A 24,088-nucleotide genomic window follows, 5' to 3' on the forward strand; every position below is an offset into this window, starting at 1 on the left:
GATGTTAAGGGTGATTAAAGTCTTTCAAATTTTCAGGATTGTTCAAAACCTTCTGTAAGGATATTGATTCTTGGTTCGCGGGTACCGCTTAAAAACAGTGCCCGCATTATTTAGTAGTAGTCAAATTCATTTCCCATAGACAAATTTTAGGCGTTAATACTTTGTTTCTGGTGAAATGAAAGAGCGCATACATAGGTATAATCATAGTGTTTTAACATAGGTATTGGCTTCATATAGGGTTTTCATCTCACCTTCCAATGTTTGAAAGGAATTTTTAGGCTTCTTATTCTCGTCCCATCGTTCGGATCAATATATCACTATCGTCGAATCTTCAATCTTATATGCGAAATCTTCTGTCAGGTTCAGTGCATGGAATGCTTCCGCTACTGTCTCTCCTTCCAGGATACCGGTAAATCTGAGTTGCTTTTTACGATCCGCGTTAAAGCTGATCTTCACATTGTACCAACGTTCCATTCTCCTTGCCAGCGTCGCGAAATCTTCATCATGGAAAGTCAGTTTATTCTGTAACCAGGAAGTTTCCATGATCATGGTATCCTTTTGGCTGAAATAGGTCATCGTTGTTAAGGATGGCACTACATCTTTCAAGGCGACCGCTTTCTTACGGGTAGAATCGTAGTCGCTTACAACTACTTTCTGTGATGGTTTCAGTACGATCTTTTCATCCGGATTATCAGCTACCGTCACCTCAATCGCACCTCTCAGCAATGTAGCCTCCGTAGAGGTTTCGTTTGGATAGGACTTCACGTTGAATGCCGTACCTAACACCTTGATATCCATTTTGTCCGTATGAATAATAAACGGTTTCTGCGCATCGCCATGTACATCGAAGAAAGCCTCACCTGTCAGATACACTTCTCTGCTCTTCGTTGGAAAATCAGCTGCATACTCCAGTTTACTGTCTGCATTCAGCGTAACCCTTGTGCCATCGTCCAGCATGAAAGTGGACTTTTCACCCCTGGAGGTGAATTTAGCCGTCAGAGGATCATGCTGTGAGCGGTAATAAAACACGCTGGCAGTGATCAGCAACGCTACAGAAGCAGCGATTCCCGATAACCATACCAGGCGACCTTTTCCGCGTACCGGCGTCATCAGCGGTGCTATATCATCAGTACCTGCTTCTTTCTCTAGTTCACTGATACGCATCTGCACATTTGAAAACAGTCTTCTGTTATCGATATGATCGTGATGATTCTGGGCCCAGTACATGCGGAACAGTTCATACTGTCTTGCAGCGACAGCATCCTCACTCATGATATGTTTCAGTTCCTGGCCTTCTTCAGGTGTTGAATCACCAGCCAGGTCCTTTATAACAATTTCAAAAAAACGTTCACTCATTGTCCGTTGGAATAACCCTTTGCATATAAGACAACATTTAATACCTGTTATGCGTACAAGGTTTAAAATTTTTTTTAACATATAATATTAAGGGCTAATTACCCATAAATATCCATATCAGCAGTAAAGCCGTCACAATACTATCAATATTGTCCGGCGTCTGTTTGTTTGCCTTTTTCAGATAAGGCTCCATCGCTACAGTCATCTTCTTCATGGCACGTAGCATCTGCGTATGCACCGTGCGGGGGGATATATTCAGGATTTCGGCTACTTCCTTGTATTTCATACCATTCTCCTTAATCAGCCGGAAAATGATACTACACTGACGGGGTAAAGAAGAAATGGCCTGATCCATATGGAAAAGCAGCTCCTTTTTCTCCAGCTCCATCTCCGGAGACGCACTGTTAACCAGTTGCGCACCTCCCTCATGGTCGTCCAGGTTCACCAATTGGACACTGGAGAACCGCTTATTGTAGTTGAGAGCATGATTTTTTACAGCAATGAAAAGATAGGTTTCAGGCTTCTGAACGTCCCGCATCTTAGCCCTGTCCATCCAGCATTTTACAAAAACATCCGACACTATTTCCTCCGCAACCTGCTGGTACTGAACATACATTGTGCAAAATTTCACGAGTCTTGGGTTTAATTCATGGAAAAAAACCTCAAATGATTTAGAGTCGCTATCAACTGTGATGCGCTCCCATAGATCATTTATATTAACCTCCTTTTGCATTCTAACTTTTCCTTATATTTCAGACGGCAATGTAGTAAAAGTATATGGCAAATAAAAATAATAAAACTTTCTGAATTAATTATTTATAATATATATTTCCTACCATACATTAGGAAAATCCACCCCTCAGATGGGGTAATAAAAAACCCGTTCCACTTGCGCAGAACGGGCCTTCAATTAGTTGTATATCAAACTATTCCTGGTCCATAGTCATGATATCGCGGTCAAACAGGTATAAGCCACTCTTGTCATCACCGATCAATTCCAGCTTGTCATTACACTCACGTGCCAGACGCTCTTCCTCAATCTGCTCATTTACATACCATTGCAGAAAATTGTGGGTCGCATAGTCCTTTTCCTGTAATGCGATATCCACCAGCTCATTGATCCCTTCACTTACCTTCACCTCGTGAGCAAACAACTCTTCAAATGCCTTCTTTAAAGACACAAATGTGAGTACCGGTTGCGCAAGTGCGGGTACGATGGCAAAACCACCCCTTTCATTGATATAATGGATCAATTTCAACATGTGCATACGTTCCTCATCACTATGCTTGAAGAAAAATTTGGTGACGCCTTTCAGACCAGGCTGAATATCTGCCCAGCTGCCCATTGCCAGATAAGCCTGAGAAGATTGTGCTTCCATCGCTACCTGGGCGTTCAGGGCTTCCTGCATTCTTTGTGACAACATATAATTCGCTTTTTAAGTGAAGAATTGAACAGGTTAAAAATACTGAATTTCCTGAGCCCGTATCACGCTCCGGAAAATTTAAATGCTTCTTTTTCATGATGTTCTCTGTTCACAATTCCTCAAAAAAGCATCCATTACCGTTATTGTCCCCCTCCCATCAGGCAGGCGCCAACGAAAGAATGCAAAAACAGTACTCCCGTCACCTCCTGTACCTGCTATGGGCTTTTTTACTTTATAAAATCCTCCCTGTACGGATTAAATACATCAATCAGCACACCCGGCTCAAGACATACTGCGCCATGTACCACATTGGACGGTATATAATATGCATCTCCCGCTTTCAGTATCCTCTTCTCGCCATCAATGGTAATCTCAAACACCCCACTTTCCACATGCGCCATCTGGGTATGATAATGCGAATGTAATGCCCCTACAGCCCCTTGCTGGAACTCTACCTTTACCATCATTAATTGCTCATTATAAGCCATTACCTTCCGGCGTATGCCCGGATCAGGGTTTTCCCAGGGAATATCTTTGTCTTCAATAAAAACGTTCATCTGTGACTTTTTTCCGGTTATTAAACAGGAGACGGATGGCTGGAAAATACAATAGTCCATAGCGGTACCGTCGTCCCTGTACAGTTATCTGCTTACCAAATTAACAATTGATCAGCGAATAACTCTACAATAATTACGGTCTGCTATGGACTATTTATTATACTGCGAATGCTGTCAGCCGTTCATTATTCATAAAACGGCCCTGTAGCGTCGCGCTTATTTCAGTAACTCATTCAGGCGCTTATCCAGCTCCTCACCTCTCAGGTTCTTAGCAACGATCTTACCTTGTGGATCCAGCAGGAAGTTCTGCGGAACAGATTTTACGCCATACAGTTTAGCGACGTCATTGTCCCAGAATTTCAGATCGGATACGTGTGTCCAGGCCAGACCGTCTTTGTGGATTGCATTGATCCATGCATCATGACCGGTTGGCTGATCCAGGGATACGCTCAGGATGGTGAAAGCTTTGTCCTTGTGGTTGTTAAAAGCTGCTACAACATATGGGTTTTCCATACGGCACGGACGGCACCAGGAAGCCCAGAAGTCAACCAATACATATTTACCACGGAAGTCTTTCAGATTCACTGGTTTACCCAGGGTATCGTTCTGAGTGAAGAGTGGCGCTTCAGCACCGATCACAGTTGCTTTCCAGCTACCGATCAGTTTTGCCAGTTCCTGACCATTCTTGGTCTTTTTCAGAGAACCATCCAGGCTGTTCAGCATAGAATCCAGCTGACCTACCTTATCGGATGCCTCATAAGCATACTGCTGGATCACATCCAGGCTCACCATTGACTTTGAATGCTTGGCAATGAATGTTTTATAAACATCACCCTGCTGACCACGGATTACCGCCAGCTTTTCATCCAGGTACTGCTGGAATTCAGGGCTGTTACGCTTCTGTTCATCAGCAGCCATATATTCGCCATTCAGTGCCTGATAAGCAGTGGTTACGCTTTTCAGAGATTCCTGCAGCTGCTGATTATCAGTATTTAACGGAGAACCGCTGAAGGTAACCTTTTTCAGGGAGTCAGCGCTGTTCAGGGTGATTGTACCTTTTTCTACGTAGAAAACGATCATATCTCTCATCCGTGGATCTGCCGGCGGATTAACATGTTTTAATACCATCATCGCCTGACCTGGCTCTTCTATTGATCCTTTGAACTGGAATACGCCATCTTTCAGTTCAGCAGAATCCTTTACTTCAACGCCACCAGTACGGTACACCAGGTGCAGTTTGGCAGGTGCATTCAGGTTGCCGATCTTGCCTTTGATTGTGAAATCCCCTTTCTGGGCTAACAACACACCTGGGGACAGCAGTAAGGCTGCTAATAATTGCTTCATGCTAAAATTTTGTTTGGTTTGATTTTGATTTTCACTAAAAGTAGGAAATAAAAGTGAAGTGAACCTGCCGGAAAGACCGATTCGGGATGACCGGTCAAAAGGCTGTATGAACTAAAAACCCTGTCACCTTCGATATCAGCCTTTGTTCTTCGTTGTATAGCGCCATTACGCCGTTATTACCCCCTTATCTGTCCGTTCCGGAACGAAGAAATAGCGGCGTAATAACGGCGTAGTAAGGTTTTAATCGAAGGAATAATACCGGTTCTTATTCTATACCCAGCTCTTTCTGGATTTCCTCCAAAGACCGGCCTTTGGTCTCCGGCATCATCTTCCAGACAAACAGCAGGTGTAAAAGCATCATAACACTATAGAATACAAAGGAATAGAAACCTCCCATCACACTTCCTGACACAATAATCGGAAAGGTCCAGGAAATAATGGCAGCCATGATCCAGTGGGTAAAGCTACCCAATGCACCTCCCTGCGACCGTACAGAATTCGGGAAAATCTCAGATATAAATACCCATATCACCGCCCCCTGGGAGAAGCCGAAAAACGCAATATAACCTATCAGATAGATCAGTACATTACCACCCAGAGTGGCCGGATCGCGGAAAGCGTAGGCCGTCAGTCCCAGGAAAACGATCATTCCCACAGAACCAATCAGTAACAGCGTCTTACGACCAAATCTGTCAATCACCGTCATCGCCAGCAAAGTACATATAAGATTAGCCGCTCCTATATATACCGGTTGCAGATAAGCCTGCTCTTTACTAAAGCCCGCCAGTTCGAAAATACGGGGCGCATAATACAGGATCGCGTTAATACCTGACAACTGGTTGAACATCGCCAGCAATACCGCATAAATAATCGGTTTTGCATAGCGCTTCTGGAACAGGTTCTCCTGGTGGGTCTTTACAGACTCCCTGATCGCACGGATAGCCGCATCGACATTCGTTTCCTGTAAACGTTGTAAAATAGGTACAGCTTCCGATTCCCGGTTATTCAGGATCAGCCAGCGCGGACTTTCAGGAATCGTACGCAGCAGAATACCAAACAAGACCGCCGGTACCACCATGATACCCAGCATCCAGCGCCAGGACTCATCTCCCATACCGACAAACAGGAAGTTGGTCAGATAGGCAATAAAGATCCCCGCTACAATATTCAGCTGGAAAGAACCGGCCAGACGGCCGCGTAAATGTGCCGGCGATATCTCGGAAATATACATCGGTCCGACTACCGAAGAAGCACCTACGGCCACACCGGCAGAAAAACGGAATAATACAAACAACAGCCAGGCTGAAATAGAAGCACAGCCAATAGCTGAAACAATATACAAACCGGCGATGACCAACAGTACCTTCTTACGGCCATAGATACGGGCAGGTACGCCCACTACCAGCGAACCTAACACAGTACCGATCAGGCTCGAAGCCACTGTAAAGCCCAGCCAGAAGGGACTGAGCGACCATAATTCCATAATCGTTTTCTCTGCGCCGGATATAACCGCCGTTTCAAAGCCAAACAGGAACCCGCCAAGGGCAGCGATTAACGCTATTCTAACAGGATAAGAGAACATGTGTGTAGTTTATTGTGATTTTTTGTGGAGCCGTGGATTTCATCATAACGTTTTGTCTAAACAGGGAAAAAAAGTAAACATAAAAAATGGTAAAAACAACCTTTCGGAGGTTTAATCAGAATATTCTACATTTACCACATATCTATCACCTCATGAAAAAAGAATTTGACGCATTGTCGTGACCAAGACAATGTAATATGATTCCTAAAACGTCAGAAAGAAGCTTCAGAAGCGTTCTGAACACAACTACCCACCGTGGTTCTTACAATCGCGCTAACAAAAACTTACATGCCTATTGCGCCCGTTGCAGATGGCATGGGTCTTTCTGGAAATGCTGCTATGACCAGCCAATGGACGAAATGACCTACACCGATGATCTGGATGGTACGCCGTACAAATTAAGGTTCAGGTTCCATTACAACTGGAAACTGGTTTCCAAAAACAAAAAGCAGTGGATGCGAAAGCACATGAAGACAAAATACAGTCGCGATCCCCATGGTAGAGTTAAAATCACTTTCGGCTTTTAATGGCTTTAACCGTGAGGAGACTTCCTCACGGTTTTTATTTCCCCCGATATTTGAAATTCATATACGCCTGATTTGATATTGCTATAAGCCACGCGTCTCTCCTGCCGCACCTTTGTAGGGTAGATAAAAACACACATCTCCATAATAAAAAAACACTCATCATGAACAATTTCAACTCCAGCGTGGGCAAGTGGATCAGAGCACTATTCTTTTCAGCTGTCATTATTAGTGCCCCATTAGTAATGCAGGCACAAAAAACACCTAAAGTAAAAAACATCATTCTCGTACACGGCGCTTTCGCAGATGGCTCCGGATGGGAAGGCGTATACAAAATCCTGGCGGCAAAAGGTTACAACGTGACCGCATTACAATACCCGATGACATCTCTCGATGATGATATCACCGCCCTGAACCGTGCAATAGATAAACAGGATGGTCCAACCGTACTGGTAGGACACTCCTATGGAGGTACAATCATTACCGGTGCAGGTGCAGATCCCAAAGTATCCAGCCTGGTTTATGTAGCTGCATTCGAGCCGGATTCTCTTGAATCTACCTTTCAGCTGGTACAGACAAGACCAGTTCTGCCGGAAAATGGTATTCTGCCTCCGGATGACAAAGGCTTCATCTATTATGACAAAGCTAAATTCCACCCTGGATTCTGTGCAGACGTACCTAAAGAAAAAGCAGAATTCATGTACGCCTCTCATGGCGCAATTGCGCTGTCCTGCTTCGTTACGCCAGTGAAACATGCACCATGGAAATACAAACCAGCTTACGCCATCCTCACCACTGATGACAAAAGCATCAACCCTGAGTTACAGCAGGATATGGTAAAACGTTCCGGTGCAAAAGTGACTACGATAAAAGCAAGCCATGTGGTGTTTATTTCACATCCGAAAGAAGTAGCAGCAGTAATTGAAGAAGCAGCGAATAGATAATTCTCAATTAGGAATTAAGAATTAGGAATTACTTACTCAAGGCTTAAACACAAATAAAGTCGATTCACTTGAATCGACTTTATTTGTTAATATGAAGACTATTAAAAAAAGAATTCCTAATTCTTAATTCCTAATTCCTAATTTTCTTTCTGTATTCCGCTGGTGTAATCCCCGCATTCTTCTTAAAAAACAAACTAAAATTAGGTTGCTCTGCAAATCCAATACAGTAGCCAATATCCTGCAGGGTCCAGTCCGTCTGTAATAACAAACTCTTCGCTTCTTCCAGCAAGCGGGTACGTATATGCGTACTTACATTCTGACCTGTATGTTTTTTTAATAAGGTGTTGAGGTAATTAGGATGCACATTGAGATTAGCGGCGAATTCCTTTGCTGTTTTCATGGAAATAGGATGAGTGTAATGCACATTCATTACTTCCCTCTCCAGCAGACTGAAAAAAGTATGTACATGTCTGTAGTCATCTGATATATGATCCGGCTCTTTAAAATCTGTAATACGTGCACATTGTATCAGTAACAGTTGAAGATAAGTCTGCATCGCATCTTCATTCAGTCGCTTACCTGACATTTCTTCCTGTTGCATACTACTGAATATAGTACACAATGCTGCAACATCTGAATACCGCAAACGGATGATATTTTTCTGTCCATCAAAAAGATGATACTTTTCGATCGTCATTTTAAGCAATGGATGTTTGTCCAGCAGACTTTTACTAAACAGACAATTGTAACCTTCCTGCCCGGAAGAAAGTCCTTTCCAGGAAATAATATCTGAGGGATGCAGGAAGATGATCATGGGCTCCTCAATGTAGTAAGTACTGGCGCCTACGGTTAACATACCCTGGCCTTCAGTGACCATCAATATCTTATAAAAATCCCTCCGATGGGGTAAAAGGGAATGTTTGCTGTCTTTGTCAGAACGGCTATACACCCGGATGGACAAGGCGTCGAAGTGTTCCTTTGTAAGGGGAATCTTATCCGGAGAATCGCAGTGCAGGCTATTCGTTTTTAATTCCGGTGTCTTCATCATATCTGTCTGAGTTTTTACACCTACAAATATGTCTGAGATCAGCCGATTTACGGTTGTACCTATTCTCGGAATTTGGGTATTTTTCCCTGCTTTTTAGAAAATAAAAAGCTGCCCGCCCGTTTTAACAGGTGGACAGCTTACTGTAATCGTGTTGTCTTATTTAGACAGCTGGTCAAACTCTTCGTCCGTCAGTTCTATATCAGCCGCCTTCAGATTCTCTTCCAGGTGCGTGATAGACTTGGTACCAGGTATCAGCAGGATGTTATCCGCACGTCTCAGCAACCATGCTAATGCGATCTGAGCCGTAGTAGCATCGTGAGCAGCAGCGATCTTACTGATTTTGTCGGCCAGTGTATCAGGACCGGAAGCCAGCGGGAACCACGGAATAAATGCCAGTCCACGTTCAGTGGTGTAATCCAGTACTTCTTCCCACTGACGATTGCCCAGGTTGTAGAGATTCTGTACAGAGACGATCGGCAATACCTTTTCAGCACGCTCGATCTGCGCTACATTTACTTCAGATAAACCTACATACCTGATCTTACCTGCCTTAACGGCTTCTGCAACAGGCGCCAGTGTTTCTTCTACCGGAACATTGGAGTCAAAACGATGCAATTGCCAGAGGTCGATGGTGTCTACCTTTAGCCGTTTGAGACTACCTTCAATATTTTCGCGGATGTAATCCGGGTTACCATTCGGTACCCATTGATCAGGTCCCGGACGGTTGAACCCGCCTTTGGTAGCGATAACCAGCCCCTCCTTGTAAGGATGTAAAGCATCTGCGATCAGTGATTCATTCAACTTAGGCCCATATGCTTCCGCAGTATCGATGAAGTTCACACCAGCTGCAACCGCAGCCTGTAGCACTTTCTTCGCATTCTCACGGTCAGCCACCTCTCCAAATACTCCTTTTCCTGTCAATTGCATTGCACCGTAACCAAGACGGTTGATTTCCAGCTGACCTCCTAAGGAGAAAGTCAGGCTTTTTGTGCTTGTTGCCATTTTCTTTGTTTTAAATCAATCCTGAAATAAGTGAGATATTACTGTTGTGTCAGTTTGTACAAACTTCTCTTAATGCATCAATAAGTATACCCGTGTCGCGCTGGCAGGATGCTATCTTTATGTATAGTGGTGTATATGTTATGCTTTCAGCAACCAACCTTCAAAAAACAAACTTACGGGTGACGATTTTATGCATCATACTGTACATATTTTCTGACGCCGTTATTCATGTGTACAAAGGTGAGGATAATCTGACTGCCGGCAATTAGTAAAAACAAAGGATTTAGTATGAATATCAAAGAATTTTTAGCCGGATATCAAGCGGAAAGGCGTCCGCCAATGGTGAACGCCTTTCCGCTTGATTAAAAGTGATACGACTATAACGCTGTAAAGTGATAGCTCTTTCCCTTTTCAGTCGCTACATCATAAGTATTCGGTACTGCGCTTTCCAATGGCGCAAGTGTTTTCGTGTGTACCAATGGCGCTGCCACCGGCGTCACCTGATAAAAAGGGTTACTGTTTTCTCCGGATGCCTGCTTCAGCTGGCTCTTCCCTTTTAAAGGCGCCGCACTACGGATCCGGCAATTCCCCCCTAAGGTAGAGGTGATCACCAGTTTGGTGATCTTACCGTCCTGCCATACCAGATCATCAATCACGAAACCACCTCTTGCACGTAAGCCTTTGATATTGCCGTTCTTCCATTGTGGAGGTAAAGCCGGCAATACATAGATAACCCCATCATGACTTTGCATGAGCATTTCTGTGATACCGGAAGTACAACCGAAGTTACCGTCAATCTGGAAAGGGGCATGGGCATCAAAAAGATTAGTATAAGTACCACCACCATGCTGGCCTACAGGACTCAGCTGATTAGTGATCAGTTTCAGGGCGTGTTCTCCGTTTTGCAGTCTGGCCCACCAGTTTACCTTCCAGCCCATACTCCAGCCCGTCGATACATCACCGCGTTGCAGCAGGGTAGTATTCGCAGCACTGGCTAATAAGGGTGTACGGTCAGGTGAGATCTGTGCAGAAGGATACAGACCATACAGGTGAGAAATGTGGCGGTGATTATCCTTCGGATTATCCAGGTCGTCTATCCACTCCTGTAACTGTCCGTACTGACCTACCTGCATAGGCGGGAGCCGGCGGCGGACAGTCTTGAATGTATCCACCAGGGCAGCATCTTTCCCTAGTATCTCAGCCGCATTGATAGCCGCGCTCAGTGCGTCAAAAACGATCTGGTTATCCATAGTACATCCTGCATCAAAAGAAACGTTCGGACGGGTGGAAGGTGCATTTTCAGGAGAAGTCCCCGGATTCACCACCAGGTATTTACGCTTCGGATCTTCTACCAGGTCATCTACAAAAAACAAAGCGGCGCCTTTTATAGCCGGATAGACGTCAGCCAGGTAACGCCTGTCGCCATTGTACAGATAACGGTCCCAGAGGTGCTGTGCCAGCCAGGCGCCTCCCATACTCCAGATACCGTAGAAGATCCGGTCTACCGGACCTGTGATACGCCAGAGATCCGTATTGTGATGGGCCACCCATCCTCTTGCACCGTAGAGTATACGGGCAGTACCCTGTCCGGTAACTGACAACTCCTTTACCATTTGTACCAGGGGCTCATGCATTTCCGGCAGATTATCCTTTTCTGCCGGCCAGTAGTTCATTTCAGTATTGATGTTAATTGTGTATTTGCTATCCCATGGAGGCGACATTTCTGAGTTCCAGAGGCCCTGTAAAGTAGCTGGTTGCCCGCCAGGCTGCGAACAGGAAATCAGCAGGTAGCGGCCAAACTGAAAATACAGGGATATAAATTGCGGATCATATGTTTTGGAAAAGTTGACCAGTCGTACATCAGTGGGGTCTTTTGCCACATCAGAAGTGCCCAGGTCTATTTTCACACGATTAAAATAACGTTGATAAGCAGCAATGTGTTCTTTCAGTAAAGTAGCATAAGGTTGTTTAACCGCTGCATTCAGGTAGGCGCTTGCTTTCTTTACTTCATCTGCACTCAGGTCCTGGTAATTCACATAGTTCGTCGCCATGGAGATAAACAGCAACGCACTATTCGCATTCTTTATGGTAACAGCGGTATCAGAAGTGGCGACACTTCCTCCGCTGGCAATCACCCGGGTAATCCCGTTAAATTTCACCTTTCCCTCCACACCTTCATGACTGCCGGTAATGCCATTTACAGTTAAATCTTTCCCACTGGCTTTGACCACCGCATTCTTCTGTGGAGTCGTGAGATAGGCTGAAAATCCCAGTGTACCTGGTTTACTGCTGCTGAGGCGAACAATGATAGTTTGTGCAGGTACTGAAGCAAATACTTCACGCGTATACTTAACACCGTCGACCATATAAGTAGTAGTAGCGACCGCCTTTTCTATGTCAAGTTCACGGTAGTAATTATCATAGTGCTCATGACCAGGGAAGGCAAGGTGTAAAGTCCCTACAGGCTGGTACATCTGACCACCGGAGAGTTTGGTCTGTATCTTTTCTCCCGCCAGGTCCTGTGCTTCTTTCTGTTTACCGTCAAAGATCAACTGACGGATCTGTGGTAATGCAGCCAGTGCTTCCGGATTCTCATTCCGGTTCGGACTGCCCGTCCATACAGTTGCTTCATTCAATTGCAGCAGTTCTTCTGCCGGATTACCAAACACCATTCCGGCGATACGGCCATTACCGACGGGCAGAGCTGCCGTCCAGACGTTACCGGCGGGTTGCTTGTACCATAATTTCAATGCTTCTTGCGCATGTGCATAGAATGGAGAGATGCTAATGAACAGCAGGGTTAGTTTTTTCATAACAGCGGAAAGTCAATTTTCAATTACGAATGACACATGACAAGGTTGATCATGTCGTCTGTGTCTTTGGTCCTGTAACAGGCATACAATTACACATTGGGTGACAATGTTGTAATTGTATGCTTTGCATCTTCAAAATACAAATGATGTCTTATACGTGCAAAAAATGATTGTATAATTAACACATAATTCCATGAACGGCAGTTCCGCACTAATGTGTTTCGTCTATCAGCATCACATCCCAGGGTTGCAGCGTCTTGCCGATCAGCAATATGCCTGTATTATTCGACAATACCTGTTCTTCTCTCACAGCCATTGCTCTTAGCTGCATGAGTCGCAACTGATCCCCACTCAGGGCATCCGGATTACCCGCCTGTTGCAATGCATTGAGTGCGTTACCGTTTTCACGGTCAAGGATTTCGACGTTAAAGCGTGCGTCTTTGTTGGTATTGAGTAGTTTAAAGTTAAACTCGCGGGCTTCTCCCATTTTCAGTGTATTCTCTGCTACATCTGTACCACCAAACGGAGGTACTGTTTTCAGTGTTGCCGGATAGTTATACACAAGAGCGGTAAGCCGCTGACCGGCCTTATGGCGTGTGACGATGATACCGTCTTTGTTATACAGCAGTTCATCGCCCAATGTATGCAACATGCGGTAAGCATGAAAAGCGGGTTTGGCAATACCCTGGTAGTTGAGTAATCCGTTACCGCCGGAGAAGGATTGTGCACCACTGCCCTCTTCACCGCTATCAGTCAGGTTCCAGTAAGCCATGCCGTCGGCCAGACCGATACTATCCACATTTGCTTTGATGATATAAGCGGCGCTGGGCAGCGCATCGTGCATAGCATCTCTGCCGGAGGAACTGGTTCCCCATTCAGAGAGATGGATCTCTGCCTTTGGAAAGGCGCTTTTATCCACAACTGCCCGCAACCATTGCAGGTCTTTCAGCGTAGCATCCACACCTCTCAGTGTGCCTTTACCATTGTTAAACGGCATATCCGTCGGATATGGATGGGTAGATATAAAGTCAACAGGTACCTGCTGTTGTTTACAATATTCCAGGAAATCTTCTATCCACACGCCTTTCCACTTCAATGCTTCCGGATCTCCTGCTGTCACTGATATCTTTGATTTATCTTCTGTTTCGCCATCAAAACGGCCATCACCCACAAAGTTGCTGGTGGCAGGACCACCTACACGCAATTGCGGAGAAACGGTTTTAAGCGCCTGTGCAGTCGCCTTGTACATCGCAAAATACTGGCTTTTACTGCCATCCCAGGTAGCCCGGATATTCGGTTCATTCCAGACTTCGAAGTACCAGCTGCTGACTTCTCCTATTCCGAATTTCTCGATACAATGTTTGGCGAAGTTGGTTACCAGTTGTGACCATTTTGAAAAATCACCCGGAGGGGAAACGTTCGCTTTCCACCAGTAAGCAGTAGCAGCGCCGCCGGCCATTTCCCTGGGAAAGAAACTTAGCTCTACAAAGGGTTTTACACCGGCTTTCAACATTCTGTTGATCACATCGTCTACCCGGAGCCAATTATAAACGCCACCCTGGTAAACAGACATATCATCATGAAAGATCCCGTGAAGACGACAATATTGAAAGCCGCAATGTTTCTGGCCCAACTGCAGGTGTTCCAGCCAGGGGGATCCCGTACGGAGTACTTCTCCAGCGCGGCCTGCTCCTACACATTTACTCCAGAAGTGTGAAAATGTGCGTCCCTGCACTTTGGTGTCAATTATCAACGGAGGTTGTTCTTCCCATAGTGAACGGCCTGCTACAATGCCGGGTATTAATGCACTACCCGCAGCTGAAACGATTGCCTGTTTCAAAAATTTACGTCTTTCCATGAGGTAAGGGTTAGATAGTTATACGGCTGTTCCCCTGAACATTGCCAGCATTGTTTTTCATATCGCGATATAGCTCACTTACACAAATTCCGGGGATACAAGCTCTCTTTGATTGATAAATTCTACGGTAAAATCATAACAAGTACTGAATACAATGTACGGTATTTTATGAAATACGCAAACGTTTGCATAAGCCATTGACTACAATACATATATGTACAAAATACTCTATGATATCGAGAAATGCAAGTCCGGGGTACGGGATTATTCATTTAAGTAGGTCCGCCAGGATAGCCGGAACAGGGTAAGTTCATGGCTGCTAAGGGTAACAGCTATATGGCCTCTCTTATACCAGTAGCCAGGGGAATCGCCTGTAATACCTCTGCGACCTCCTCCCTCAGGGCAGGGTCCTGCTCAAGGATAGCAAATAGTGCCGCATCCGAGTCGACAAACAGGGAAACAAACAGGCCGGTTTCATGGACCTGCAAACCGGTCCGCAGTACCTTACCTTCCAGTTGCAACTGATAATAGTATTGCTGCTGAGCGACCAGGCAGTCCTTATTCCCCTGCTCCCAGTTCCTCCCTTTCCCAAAGAAAAGTAACACTTCGTGTGGCTGCCTGTAGTCCATAATACTTTATTTTTGTACAAAGATCTGCAACAGACAGAGTTCCCGGTTAACGCAAACGGAACTTTTATCAACGCAAAAAGGTCTGATCAGCTATTTTCTATTTATGCAACCATTGCCATCACTGCCATTTCCTGCATACTCCTATAAAATGGAAGAAATCACCCGTTCCTTTACGAAAGAAGAGACCACAGGTCCTGTGATCCGGTACGAAGAGGTGAAAATGGATAGCGCCCGGATGCTCTGGTACAAGTATACCGCCGACCAGGAATACCACATTCCCATGCGCCTGGAAAAGGAAAGGGTCGAACTGCACTTCAAATTGCAGGGACGCTCCGGTGTATCTTATGCGGACCAGCATCTTATCATGACAGCCAATCAGCAAAGCATTTTCTATCAACGGGAACTGGAAGGAGAATACATTCTTTTCCCCGGAGAGGAAAGTGCCTTCTTTGAAATAGAAATGCCCATGGCTGTATTTGGCTCCCTTGTCACAGACGAAAGTCAGTTCCTCCAAAACTTCTTCCACAAACTACAAACACCCCGTCACTACCTGTGGCCGGGATACTGTATGCATATCACGCCAAAGATGCACCACATCATTACGGAGATGCATACGACTACCTATAAAGGGCAGATGAAAAGACTGTTCCTGGAAGCAAAAATGATCGAACTGTTCCTGTTACAGGTGAGTGGTTATGATGAGGAGTATCTGCAACCGGCTACCCTGCGTCCGCAGGAAATAGATGCCTTACATGCCGCCAGACAGTATATCGGGCAACATTTTGCGGAAGACTGTTCCATTATTTCCCTGGCCGGACAGGTCGGACTAAATCAGAAAAAGCTAAAACAGGGTTTTAAGGTCTTATTCGGACACACCATTTTCGGTTATGTCAGTCATGTGAGAATGGAAAAGGCGAAACAATTATTACTGGACGAACAGAAAACAGTCGGAGAAGTAGCAGAACTGGTGGGCTATCAGCATCAGCAGCATTTTACCGCTGCTTTCAGGAAGAAATACGGTATTCTTCCAAAAACGCTCAAGCAGTAAAACTGCTCGCCGGCGTAAGGCGCTACCGGAAGGTATTACCTTACGGCCGGACCATTGCAGTTAACAAATCAGGGACGTACAGGAGGACAGACACCTATCAGGATGGCCGGTCTCTGGTATTACGAATCAGACCGATGCCCGCAAAGAAAAAGATCGCTCCCAGTATGGAATAGATGATAATTCCCTTGATGCTCCTCGTACCGCCGGTACTATTCATAAAGCTGACAGCTCCCATTATCAGACCGGCAATTCCCAGAAAAGTCAGGAGCATCCCGATAACCCGTTTTTCCATAACTTTTTACCCCCTGTAATGCAAATTGTATGCCCTCGCTACAGCATAGCAGTCAATACCCGATCCCTCTTATAACCGATTGCAAATGAATAAAGTACCAAAAAAGCGGGCTAAACCTGACATTTAGGCGCAACAGGCGGCAGGTGGTGCAATTTTTGCCACTTCCCACAGCATGAAGATCTTCTGGATTTATATGCGTCCCCACCGCTGGATGATCGCCTTATCCCTCTTTCTGTCAGGCATAGGCCAATTGGCAACTATGGTAGACCCCATGATCTTTGGTAAGATCATCGACGATTATGCACTACACCCCGGTAATAAAGCTCAGGATGAACTGGTAAGAGGCGTGCTGTTCTGGCTGGCCATAGCCATTGGCGTAGCAATGATCGCAAGACTCTGCCGCTCCTTCCAGGAATTCGTCATGCGTCTCGTCGTACAGCGCTTCGGTATGCAGGTATTCAATGATGGTCTGAAGCAAACCCTCCGCCTTTCCTACCAGGAATTCGAAGAACAACGCAGTGGTGAAACGGTCGCATTGCTGCAGAAAGTACGCAATGACACGGAACGCTTTATCAACGCCTTTATCAATATCCTGTTCTCCTCCATGGTAGGCGTCGGCTTCCTGATATGGTATGCTGTCACCAAACACTGGGCACTGGTACCTGTCTTCTTCTTTGGCGTACTCGTACTGGGTACCCTGACCGGCCTACTGAGCCGGAAGATGAAACAAATACAGCGCGCTATCAATAAAGAAACACTGAAGCTTTCCGGCTCTATTACCGAATCGCTCCGCAATATAGAACTCGTAAAAAGCCTCGGACTGACATTCCCGGAGATACGCCGCCTGCGCACCTTCACCCGGAACATCTATGACCTGGAGATCAAGAAGGTAAAGCAGGTACGTACGCTGTCGTTTATACAAGGCACCACGCTTAACTTATTACGGCAATCTATTCTGTTCATATTACTCTGGCTGATCTTCCGGAAGGTATTAAGTACCGGTGAACTCATTGCCATGCAGTTCATATCTGCCACGATCTTTAACCCGCTGCAGGAACTGGGTAATATTATCGTTTTCTACCGCGAAGCAGAAAGCTCCTTACAGTTATTCGACCAGCTGATGCACAAACCGGTGGAACAAAAACCTGCCAGTCCGGTGGAACTGGGTTTCCTGGAAAGCATCCGTTTTGAAGATATCATATTCCGTCACCAGACTGCCACACAGAACGCCATGGACGGCATCAGCTTCCAGGCAGGTATCGGAGATACGATTGCCTTTGTCGGACCATCCGGTTCAGGTAAGTCTACCCTCGTAAAATTGTTGCTGGGTTTATACCAACCCGTATCCGGAGAGATCTATTTCAATGATATTCCCTCCGGAGAGATCCGCTTTAACCAGATGCGCCGCCAGATAGGCTTTGTATCACAGGATACACAGCTCTTTGCAGGTACCATCCGGGATAACCTTTTATTTGTAAAGCCTGACGCGACTGATGAAGAAATACTGGAAGCCCTGCATAAGGCATCCTGCACACAATTACTGGCGCGTTCTCCCCATGGTGTGAATACTGTGCTCGGTGAAGGAGGATTAAAGCTCTCAGGTGGGGAAAAACAACGTATATCCATCGCACGTGCACTGATACGCCATCCACGTCTGCTAATTTTCGATGAAGCGACATCTGCGCTGGACTCTCTCACAGAAGAAGCTATTACAGATACGGTCAGGAATATCTCCGCCAGAAGGGAACAACTGAACATACTGATTGCTCACCGTTTATCCACTATTATGCATGCGGACACTATCTACGTACTGGAAAAAGGTAAGGTCGTAGAGACAGGCACCCATGAAGCACTACTTGAACAAAAGGGACTGTATTATGCGATGTGGCGCCAGCAGATAGGCGAACGCCGCAGTATTGTACAGTAAAACACACTTTCCGGGGGCATGGTTTTTGGGCCGCAGAGCGTATACAAAATCATTGTTTTATGGAACAGATGAGGCAGATCACCCTGAATATTCCGCCGACGACCAAACCCCGCGTAGTGATTGTAGGTGCAGGTTTCGGCGGACTGAACACTGCACAGTCGCTGCCGGATGATAAATTCCAGATCGTACTGTTCGACAAACACAACTATCACACCTTTCAGCCGTTGTTATACCAGGTCGCCTCTGCTGCTTTACAGGCCGATTCTATTGCAGGGCCGCTAAGAAACCTGTTCCATGATACAAAAGACTTTCACTTCAGGATGCTGCGGGTGCTTTCTATTGATCCGGGCACCAATACTATCAATACTTCGGCAGGGCCTTTACAATATGATTATCTCATCATCTCTACCGGGGCCAGAACAAATTACTTCGGTAACGAAAACATGCAACGTTACGCGTTGCCGTTGAAAACGATACCTGATGCGCTAAACATGCGTAGTCAGCTGATGCAGCTGTTTGAATGGGCCAGTCTGAATGGTAATCCTGCTATCTCTGATTATATGCTCAATGTGGTATTAGTAGGCGCAGGACCTACAGGTGTTGAAATGGCAGGCGCGTTATCAGAATTGCGGAAGAATGTATTACCCAAAGATTATCCGGCACTGGATTTCAGTAAGATGAAAATATACCTGCTGGATGGTCTTGATCGCGTACTGCCGCCTATGCATCCGAAGTCCAGCGCCCGTGCACAGAAATACCTGGAGAAGATGGGCGTCATCATTAAACTGAATACGATCGTACAGGATTATGATGGAGAGACGATCACACTGAAAACAGGAGAACAGATCAAGTCTTTCCTCGTAGTATGGAGCGCGGGTGTAACGGGAGAAACATTCCCGGGGATACCTAAAGAATGGACAGAGCGCGGACGTCTCTTAACAGATCCTAATTGCAGAGTGATAGGTAGCCCGAACATTTTTGCCATTGGCGACATTGCTCTCATGAAACTGGAAGACTATCCCAAAGGTCATCCCGGCGTAGCACAGCCTGCCATACAGATGGGTAAGTACATTGGTAAAAACCTGTATGCCATCCACAGAAGTGATAAGGTAAAACCATTTAAATACTTTGATAAAGGTTCGCTGGCGACAGTCGGCAGGGGAAAGGCAGTAGCGGATCTCCCAAAGAATATTCATCTTGGCGGCAGACTGGCATGGTGGATCTGGTTATTTGTGCATGTGAACTTCCTGGTGAGTTTTCGTAACAAACTATTGGTACTGACAAACTGGATCTGGAATCTGTTCACATTTGATAAAGGCAACCGCCTGATCATCCGACCATATATCAGAAAAGGAGATGAACGTGCGAAGGCTGTATTTACAGAAAATGAATCAGGCAGTTAATGGCTATAAGAAAATGTTAATGTTCCGTTGCTTAACTTCTCATTAACTCAATTCGTCTGGTGAAGTACTAATATTGCCATTATAGAAAAGTAGTCAAACTACTTTTAAATTTGTTTTCATAACGTGGAATTAGACAAGGGCTGCCTTTCAAGGCGGCCTTTTTTATTGTACCTTTGTGTCTGCTTTGGAAACAAGAAACTACATAACGTTATCACAGCTGGCAGCCGGCATACAGGGCACTATCAAAAACGCTTTTTCAGGACAGAGTTATTGGGTGGTGGCCGATATCACCAGTCACTCTTTTTATCCTGCCAAAGGATATCACTACTTTGATATGGTGGAAAAAGATCCGCGCAGTCACCAGATGATTGCGAAGATATCCACTACAGCATGGGGAAATGGAAGCACGCGTATCAAAGAATTTGAGAATGTAACCGGACAACGTTTCTCTAATGACATGCAGGTACTCGTACGTGTTGCCGTAGAGTTTCATCCCGTATACGGCCTTAAATTGTCCCTGATGGATATTGATCCCAGCTATACCATCGGTCAGCTGGAACAGCAGAAACAGGCCACTTTACAGCGATTAGTGACCGAGTGTGCTGACATTGTACAGAAGACGCCGGACGGATACATGACCCGTAATAAGGCGCTGCGGCTTAATCCGGTCATCCAGCGTATTGCTGTCATCTCCTCTGCTTCTTCTGCAGGCTACCAGGATTTCATGCACACCATGCAGTCCAATGCCTATAAGTATATATTCTATACGGACAATTACTTTACAGCGGTACAGGGTGAGGCAAATGCAACACAGGTATGTATACAACTGGACGCGATCATCGCTTCCGGCAAACAATATGATACTGTTGTGATCATCCGTGGCGGTGGCGCACAGACCGACCTGCTGCTGTTTGACCAGTATGCACTGGGTAAAGCAGTCGCCGGGTTCCCGGTGCCAGTCATCACCGGTATCGGGCACCATAAGAACGAGACCATTACCGATATGCTGGCCCATACCGCCACTAAAACCCCTACAAGAGCAGCTGAACTTATCATTGCACATAACCGTACCTTTGAGGAAGCATTACTGACACAGCAAAGTCAGATCATTATCCGGATGCAACAGATGATTGCAGGCAGGAAAAAGCAACTGTCTTCATTGCATACAGGTATCATTAACCGCTCACGCGATCTGCTGAGTGTACACAGAGACGGACTGACACGTGCAAAGCAGGCCATCCCGCAAAGAGCCCGGCATACCTTACTGAGACAGCGCAATGCCATTTCACAGTTATCCGGACAATTACTGGCGAAACCGGGTCAGGTAACCGCCAGCCGCTTACAGGAACTGGCGCATATCCGCAAGGATATACAGGTATATGCCCGTAAACTGCTGCAACAGCAGCAACAAAAACTGGTACATCATGAAACAGTGGTAAGGATTATGAGTCCGGCAGCACTATTGCAAAAAGGCTTTGCCATGGTACAGCACAAAGGACAGATCATTACCAGCGCCGCACAGCTGTCTCCCGGAGACGAGATCACCGTACAAATGGCAGATGCCGGCGTACATGCAACAATCACTTCAAAAACAACGACCGATGGATACTAGTCTGACATACGAAGCAGCTTACAAAGAACTGCAACAGATAGCCAGGGAAATCGAAACGGAATCCGTTTCCGTAGATGTACTGGCAGCGAGAGTGAAACGGGCCTCCGAACTCATTACCTTCTGTCAGGCACGCCTCCGGGCGACAGAAGCGGAAGTCGAGAACATCATTCAGCAGATGGAAGATAAACCGCTTTAAGCTTTTTAAGCTGCGGCGCCCGCTAATGATCTTAGGGCGCCGCCCCCAATCCCTTATGCATAACCTATTCCAGCCCCAGGAGCCCTGATATCTCCCACCTTAAAGGTTTTAATATTTTCATTAAAAGCCGGTTAAAATCAATCCGGGCGTATCTCCAGCAACATTACATTCTTGACATTTGTATCAGATACATTCATCAGCGGACAAATATCATCTCATGAAACGAGCGATCGTCCTGGCTGTAGCAACATTGGCACTATCCTGTATGGGGATCGTTGCTACCGCCCAAACTAACTACACACTATCAGCGGCATTAGATACCGCCCGCACCAGCAGCCCCGTACTGAAAGCAAGGTACATGAACATAAATGCAGCACAGGCGGACGTCATTACAGCCAGACTACGGCCTAATCCCAATCTGAACAATCAGACCATGCAACTGGTCAGTAGCGATCATTTTGCCCCCGGCACAAGATGGTCTTCCAATCAGAACAGACAGGTATGGTACCAGCTCACAAAGCCGGTTCAATGGCCCAATCAGCGTAAGTACAAAATAGAAACGGCTGATAAAGACGTTACTCTCGCCAACAACACCTACGAGGAAGATGTACGTAACCTCTCCCTGAACGTGGGGTCCAGCTGGATCAACTGCTGGGTGCTGAAGAAAAGGCTGGCACTGCTCAACGAAAGCAGGACTAATCTGGATACCCTCGTAAAGATCAATGAACTGCGCTATAAAGACCAGGTCATCTCACAGACAGACCTGACGCGTACAAAGGTGCTGCTCTCGCAATATGATCTGCAACTGAGTGTATTTACCCAGGATTATCAGAATGAACTGCATACCCTGCAACTCCTCACGGGTAATACGACACCCATGGAGATCGACACCAGCAATGAGATACTGACATTCGTGCCTTCCCTTACACTGGATAGCCTCATTGCGCAGACCATGGATAACCGCTCCGATGTTATACTGGCAAAAAACACCATCGATGAACGGGCCAGCAATGCAAAATATCAGCGATCCCTGGCAGTACCGCAACCGGAACTGGGGGTTATCTATAATCCGCAGAACGCCGTTCCATATATAGGTTTCTATGGCGCTATCGATCTGCCTTTCTTCAACAGGAATCAGGGGGAGATCAAAAAAGCACAGATACAACAGCAACAGGCGCAACAGGAATTGTCTGCCACACAACGACAGGCACAAACAGAAGTAGTCACCGCTTACAATACCTATCAGCTGCAACAGAAAAACATTGAGAAGTACAGCGGTATCCTGCATCAGTCACAACAGATCCTGGACAATGTGAAATACGCCTACCTGCGCGGAGGTACCAGTATCATCGACTTCCTCGACGCACAACGCAACTGGTACGATACCCGCCTGCTGTACTATGATTCCTTACAGGCGTACTACCAGAGCTATATACAATTATTATTTGCTACCGGCCTCATAAACCAATTATAATATGCAACGCATCACCCGATATTTCTTTGCAGCTGCCTTCTTACTGGCAGGATGTAAACATAAAACGCCACAGCCAGTTGCAACAGACGATCCGGCTCCTGTTGTTACCAATAACGGACAGCAGATCACGTTTCCAGATAGTGCTTCCACCAGCTTCTTTTCAGTAGAATCAGTAGGCGATTCTGTACTCAGCGGCACATTACATGCACCGGGTAAAGTAGCAGCAACCGTCGTCCGTGGAGACGAAGGCGGACAAAACATCGTATTATTTGATGATCCGGGTCTGAACAGTGATTATTCACAGCTCATACAACATAAGATCAACATCAATCATATACAGCAGATCAATATCACACAGCGTAAAATAGAACTCGATCGCACACAGGATCTGTATGACCATGGTGCTGCCAGTGGTAAAGATATACTGGAAGCGAAGTCCAACCTTTCTATGGAACAGACCAATCTGGCCAATGAGAAAACACAGCTGATAGAACATGAATCAGGACTAAAAGCAGCAGGATTCGATCCGGAAGCATTGCGCAGTACTAGTCCGGGGTCAGCTTATATCATCTGTGACATTCCGGAAAATCAGCTGAATAATGTAAAGAGAGGCGCACCCTGTACGGTGGTACTGTCTTCATTTCCCAACAACACATATGATGCAAAGGTAGAAGACATTGCAGATGTAATTGATGATGTAACACGCATGATCAAACTGCGCATACGACTGAACACACCCGATACAGACATCCGTGCAGGCATGTTTGCAACAGTCACCTTCCAGGTACACGGCGATAATAAAGGTATTAACATCAACAGGGATGCACTGGTCACTTCTGAAGGACAGAACTATGTGTTTGTACGCACAGCGCCTAATACGTTTACCAGGAGAGAGATCCGTACCGGACAACAGATCGGTGAACGCATCGCTGTATACAGCGGCTTACAGAATGGCGAAAGCGTCGTTTTAAAAGGCGTCATGCAACTGAAAGGACTGAGCTTCGGCTATTAACCGCCATGCCCATTATACACATCAATATTAACAATATCACCCC

21 protein-coding genes are annotated in these 24,088 nt (G+C 45.9%); 9 read left to right on the forward strand and 12 right to left on the reverse strand.

The window, feature by feature from the left end; all coding sequences use genetic code 11:
* Window positions 1-306 precede the first annotated feature (306 nt).
* From CPIN_RS37360 to CPIN_RS35570, 6 genes are all read right to left on the reverse strand, one after another.
* Window positions 307-1,356 (reverse strand): FecR family protein, encoded by a 1,050-nt coding sequence (locus CPIN_RS37360; protein WP_052306945.1) that lies wholly within the window; start codon window positions 1,354-1,356, stop codon window positions 307-309.
* A gap of 94 nt (window positions 1,357-1,450) precedes the next feature.
* Window positions 1,451-2,089, reverse strand: coding sequence for an RNA polymerase sigma-70 factor (locus CPIN_RS35550; protein ID WP_012794747.1), 639 nt, complete (start codon window positions 2,087-2,089; stop codon window positions 1,451-1,453).
* A 193-nt stretch (window positions 2,090-2,282) separates the two neighbouring features.
* On the reverse strand, window positions 2,283-2,780 hold the full coding sequence (locus CPIN_RS35555; protein WP_012794748.1) for a ferritin: 498 nt from the start codon (window positions 2,778-2,780) through the stop codon (window positions 2,283-2,285).
* A gap of 227 nt (window positions 2,781-3,007) precedes the next feature.
* A complete protein-coding gene (locus CPIN_RS35560; protein WP_012794749.1) occupies window positions 3,008-3,337 on the reverse strand; it encodes a cupin domain-containing protein in 330 nt (109 codons plus the stop codon).
* 216 nt (window positions 3,338-3,553) lie between these two features.
* Window positions 3,554-4,681 carry a TlpA disulfide reductase family protein gene (locus tag CPIN_RS35565; RefSeq protein WP_012794750.1) on the reverse strand — a complete coding sequence of 376 codons (1,128 nt, stop codon included), beginning with the start codon at window positions 4,679-4,681 and terminating at the stop codon, window positions 3,554-3,556.
* Window positions 4,682-4,946: 265 nt separating this feature from the next.
* The gene (locus CPIN_RS35570) at window positions 4,947-6,263 is read right to left on the reverse strand and encodes a sugar porter family MFS transporter (protein ID WP_012794751.1); all 1,317 of its coding nucleotides are present in this window, start codon (window positions 6,261-6,263) and stop codon (window positions 4,947-4,949) included.
* A 197-nt stretch (window positions 6,264-6,460) separates the two neighbouring features.
* Here CPIN_RS35570 and CPIN_RS35575 point away from each other — a divergent pair, with 197 nt between their 5' ends.
* Complete coding sequence (locus tag CPIN_RS35575) at window positions 6,461-6,790, forward strand: hypothetical protein (RefSeq protein ID WP_044220490.1); 330 nt, start codon at window positions 6,461-6,463, stop codon at window positions 6,788-6,790.
* A gap of 161 nt (window positions 6,791-6,951) precedes the next feature.
* Window positions 6,952-7,731: an alpha/beta hydrolase gene (locus tag CPIN_RS35580; protein ID WP_012794752.1), complete on the forward strand. Its 780-nt coding sequence runs from the start codon at window positions 6,952-6,954 to the stop codon at window positions 7,729-7,731.
* A 130-nt stretch (window positions 7,732-7,861) separates the two neighbouring features.
* On the opposite strand, the gene CPIN_RS35585 is transcribed toward CPIN_RS35580, so the two are convergent.
* From CPIN_RS35585 to CPIN_RS35605, 5 genes are all read right to left on the reverse strand, one after another.
* Window positions 7,862-8,779 carry an AraC family transcriptional regulator gene (locus tag CPIN_RS35585; protein ID WP_012794753.1) on the reverse strand — a complete coding sequence of 306 codons (918 nt, stop codon included), beginning with the start codon at window positions 8,777-8,779 and terminating at the stop codon, window positions 7,862-7,864.
* A gap of 156 nt (window positions 8,780-8,935) precedes the next feature.
* Window positions 8,936-9,781: an aldo/keto reductase gene (locus CPIN_RS35590; protein ID WP_012794754.1), complete on the reverse strand. Its 846-nt coding sequence runs from the start codon at window positions 9,779-9,781 to the stop codon at window positions 8,936-8,938.
* 377 nt (window positions 9,782-10,158) lie between these two features.
* A complete protein-coding gene (locus CPIN_RS35595; RefSeq protein ID WP_012794755.1) occupies window positions 10,159-12,594 on the reverse strand; it encodes a glycoside hydrolase family 95 protein in 2,436 nt (811 codons plus the stop codon).
* Between the two features lie 211 nt (window positions 12,595-12,805).
* Window positions 12,806-14,452: a GH39 family glycosyl hydrolase gene (locus CPIN_RS35600; protein WP_012794756.1), complete on the reverse strand. Its 1,647-nt coding sequence runs from the start codon at window positions 14,450-14,452 to the stop codon at window positions 12,806-12,808.
* A 332-nt stretch (window positions 14,453-14,784) separates the two neighbouring features.
* Window positions 14,785-15,081: a hypothetical protein gene (locus tag CPIN_RS35605; RefSeq protein ID WP_012794757.1), complete on the reverse strand. Its 297-nt coding sequence runs from the start codon at window positions 15,079-15,081 to the stop codon at window positions 14,785-14,787.
* Between the two features lie 103 nt (window positions 15,082-15,184).
* Here CPIN_RS35605 and CPIN_RS37365 point away from each other — a divergent pair, with 103 nt between their 5' ends.
* A complete protein-coding gene (locus tag CPIN_RS37365) occupies window positions 15,185-16,129 on the forward strand; it encodes a helix-turn-helix transcriptional regulator (protein WP_012794758.1) in 945 nt (314 codons plus the stop codon).
* Between the two features lie 97 nt (window positions 16,130-16,226).
* Here the strand turns inward: CPIN_RS37365 and CPIN_RS35615 are convergent, their stop codons facing one another.
* Window positions 16,227-16,421, reverse strand: a complete 195-nt coding sequence (locus tag CPIN_RS35615; protein ID WP_012794759.1) for a hypothetical protein — start codon at window positions 16,419-16,421, stop codon at window positions 16,227-16,229.
* Window positions 16,422-16,593: 172 nt separating this feature from the next.
* On the opposite strand from CPIN_RS35615, the gene CPIN_RS35620 reads away from it, so the two are divergent.
* From CPIN_RS35620 to CPIN_RS35645, 6 genes are all read left to right on the forward strand, one after another.
* Entirely contained in the window at window positions 16,594-18,348 is a 1,755-nt protein-coding gene (locus tag CPIN_RS35620; protein ID WP_012794760.1) for an ABC transporter ATP-binding protein, read from the forward strand.
* A 59-nt stretch (window positions 18,349-18,407) separates the two neighbouring features.
* Window positions 18,408-19,751, forward strand: a complete 1,344-nt coding sequence (locus tag CPIN_RS35625; RefSeq protein ID WP_012794761.1) for an NAD(P)/FAD-dependent oxidoreductase — start codon at window positions 18,408-18,410, stop codon at window positions 19,749-19,751.
* A 175-nt stretch (window positions 19,752-19,926) separates the two neighbouring features.
* Window positions 19,927-21,363 (forward strand): exodeoxyribonuclease VII large subunit, encoded by a 1,437-nt coding sequence (gene xseA, locus CPIN_RS35630; RefSeq protein WP_148230704.1) that lies wholly within the window; start codon window positions 19,927-19,929, stop codon window positions 21,361-21,363.
* A complete protein-coding gene (gene xseB / locus CPIN_RS35635; protein WP_012794763.1) occupies window positions 21,353-21,559 on the forward strand; it encodes an exodeoxyribonuclease VII small subunit in 207 nt (68 codons plus the stop codon). The genes xseA and xseB overlap by 11 nt, the downstream gene beginning before the upstream one ends.
* Before the next feature lie 217 nt (window positions 21,560-21,776).
* Window positions 21,777-23,033, forward strand: coding sequence for a TolC family protein (locus CPIN_RS35640; RefSeq protein ID WP_012794764.1), 1,257 nt, complete (start codon window positions 21,777-21,779; stop codon window positions 23,031-23,033).
* Between the two features lies 1 nt (window position 23,034).
* Window positions 23,035-24,045: an efflux RND transporter periplasmic adaptor subunit gene (locus CPIN_RS35645; RefSeq protein ID WP_012794765.1), complete on the forward strand. Its 1,011-nt coding sequence runs from the start codon at window positions 23,035-23,037 to the stop codon at window positions 24,043-24,045.
* Window positions 24,046-24,088: the final 43 nt, after the last annotated feature.

This window comes from Chitinophaga pinensis DSM 2588, from assembly GCF_000024005.1.
GTDB lineage: Bacteria > Bacteroidota > Bacteroidia > Chitinophagales > Chitinophagaceae > Chitinophaga > Chitinophaga pinensis.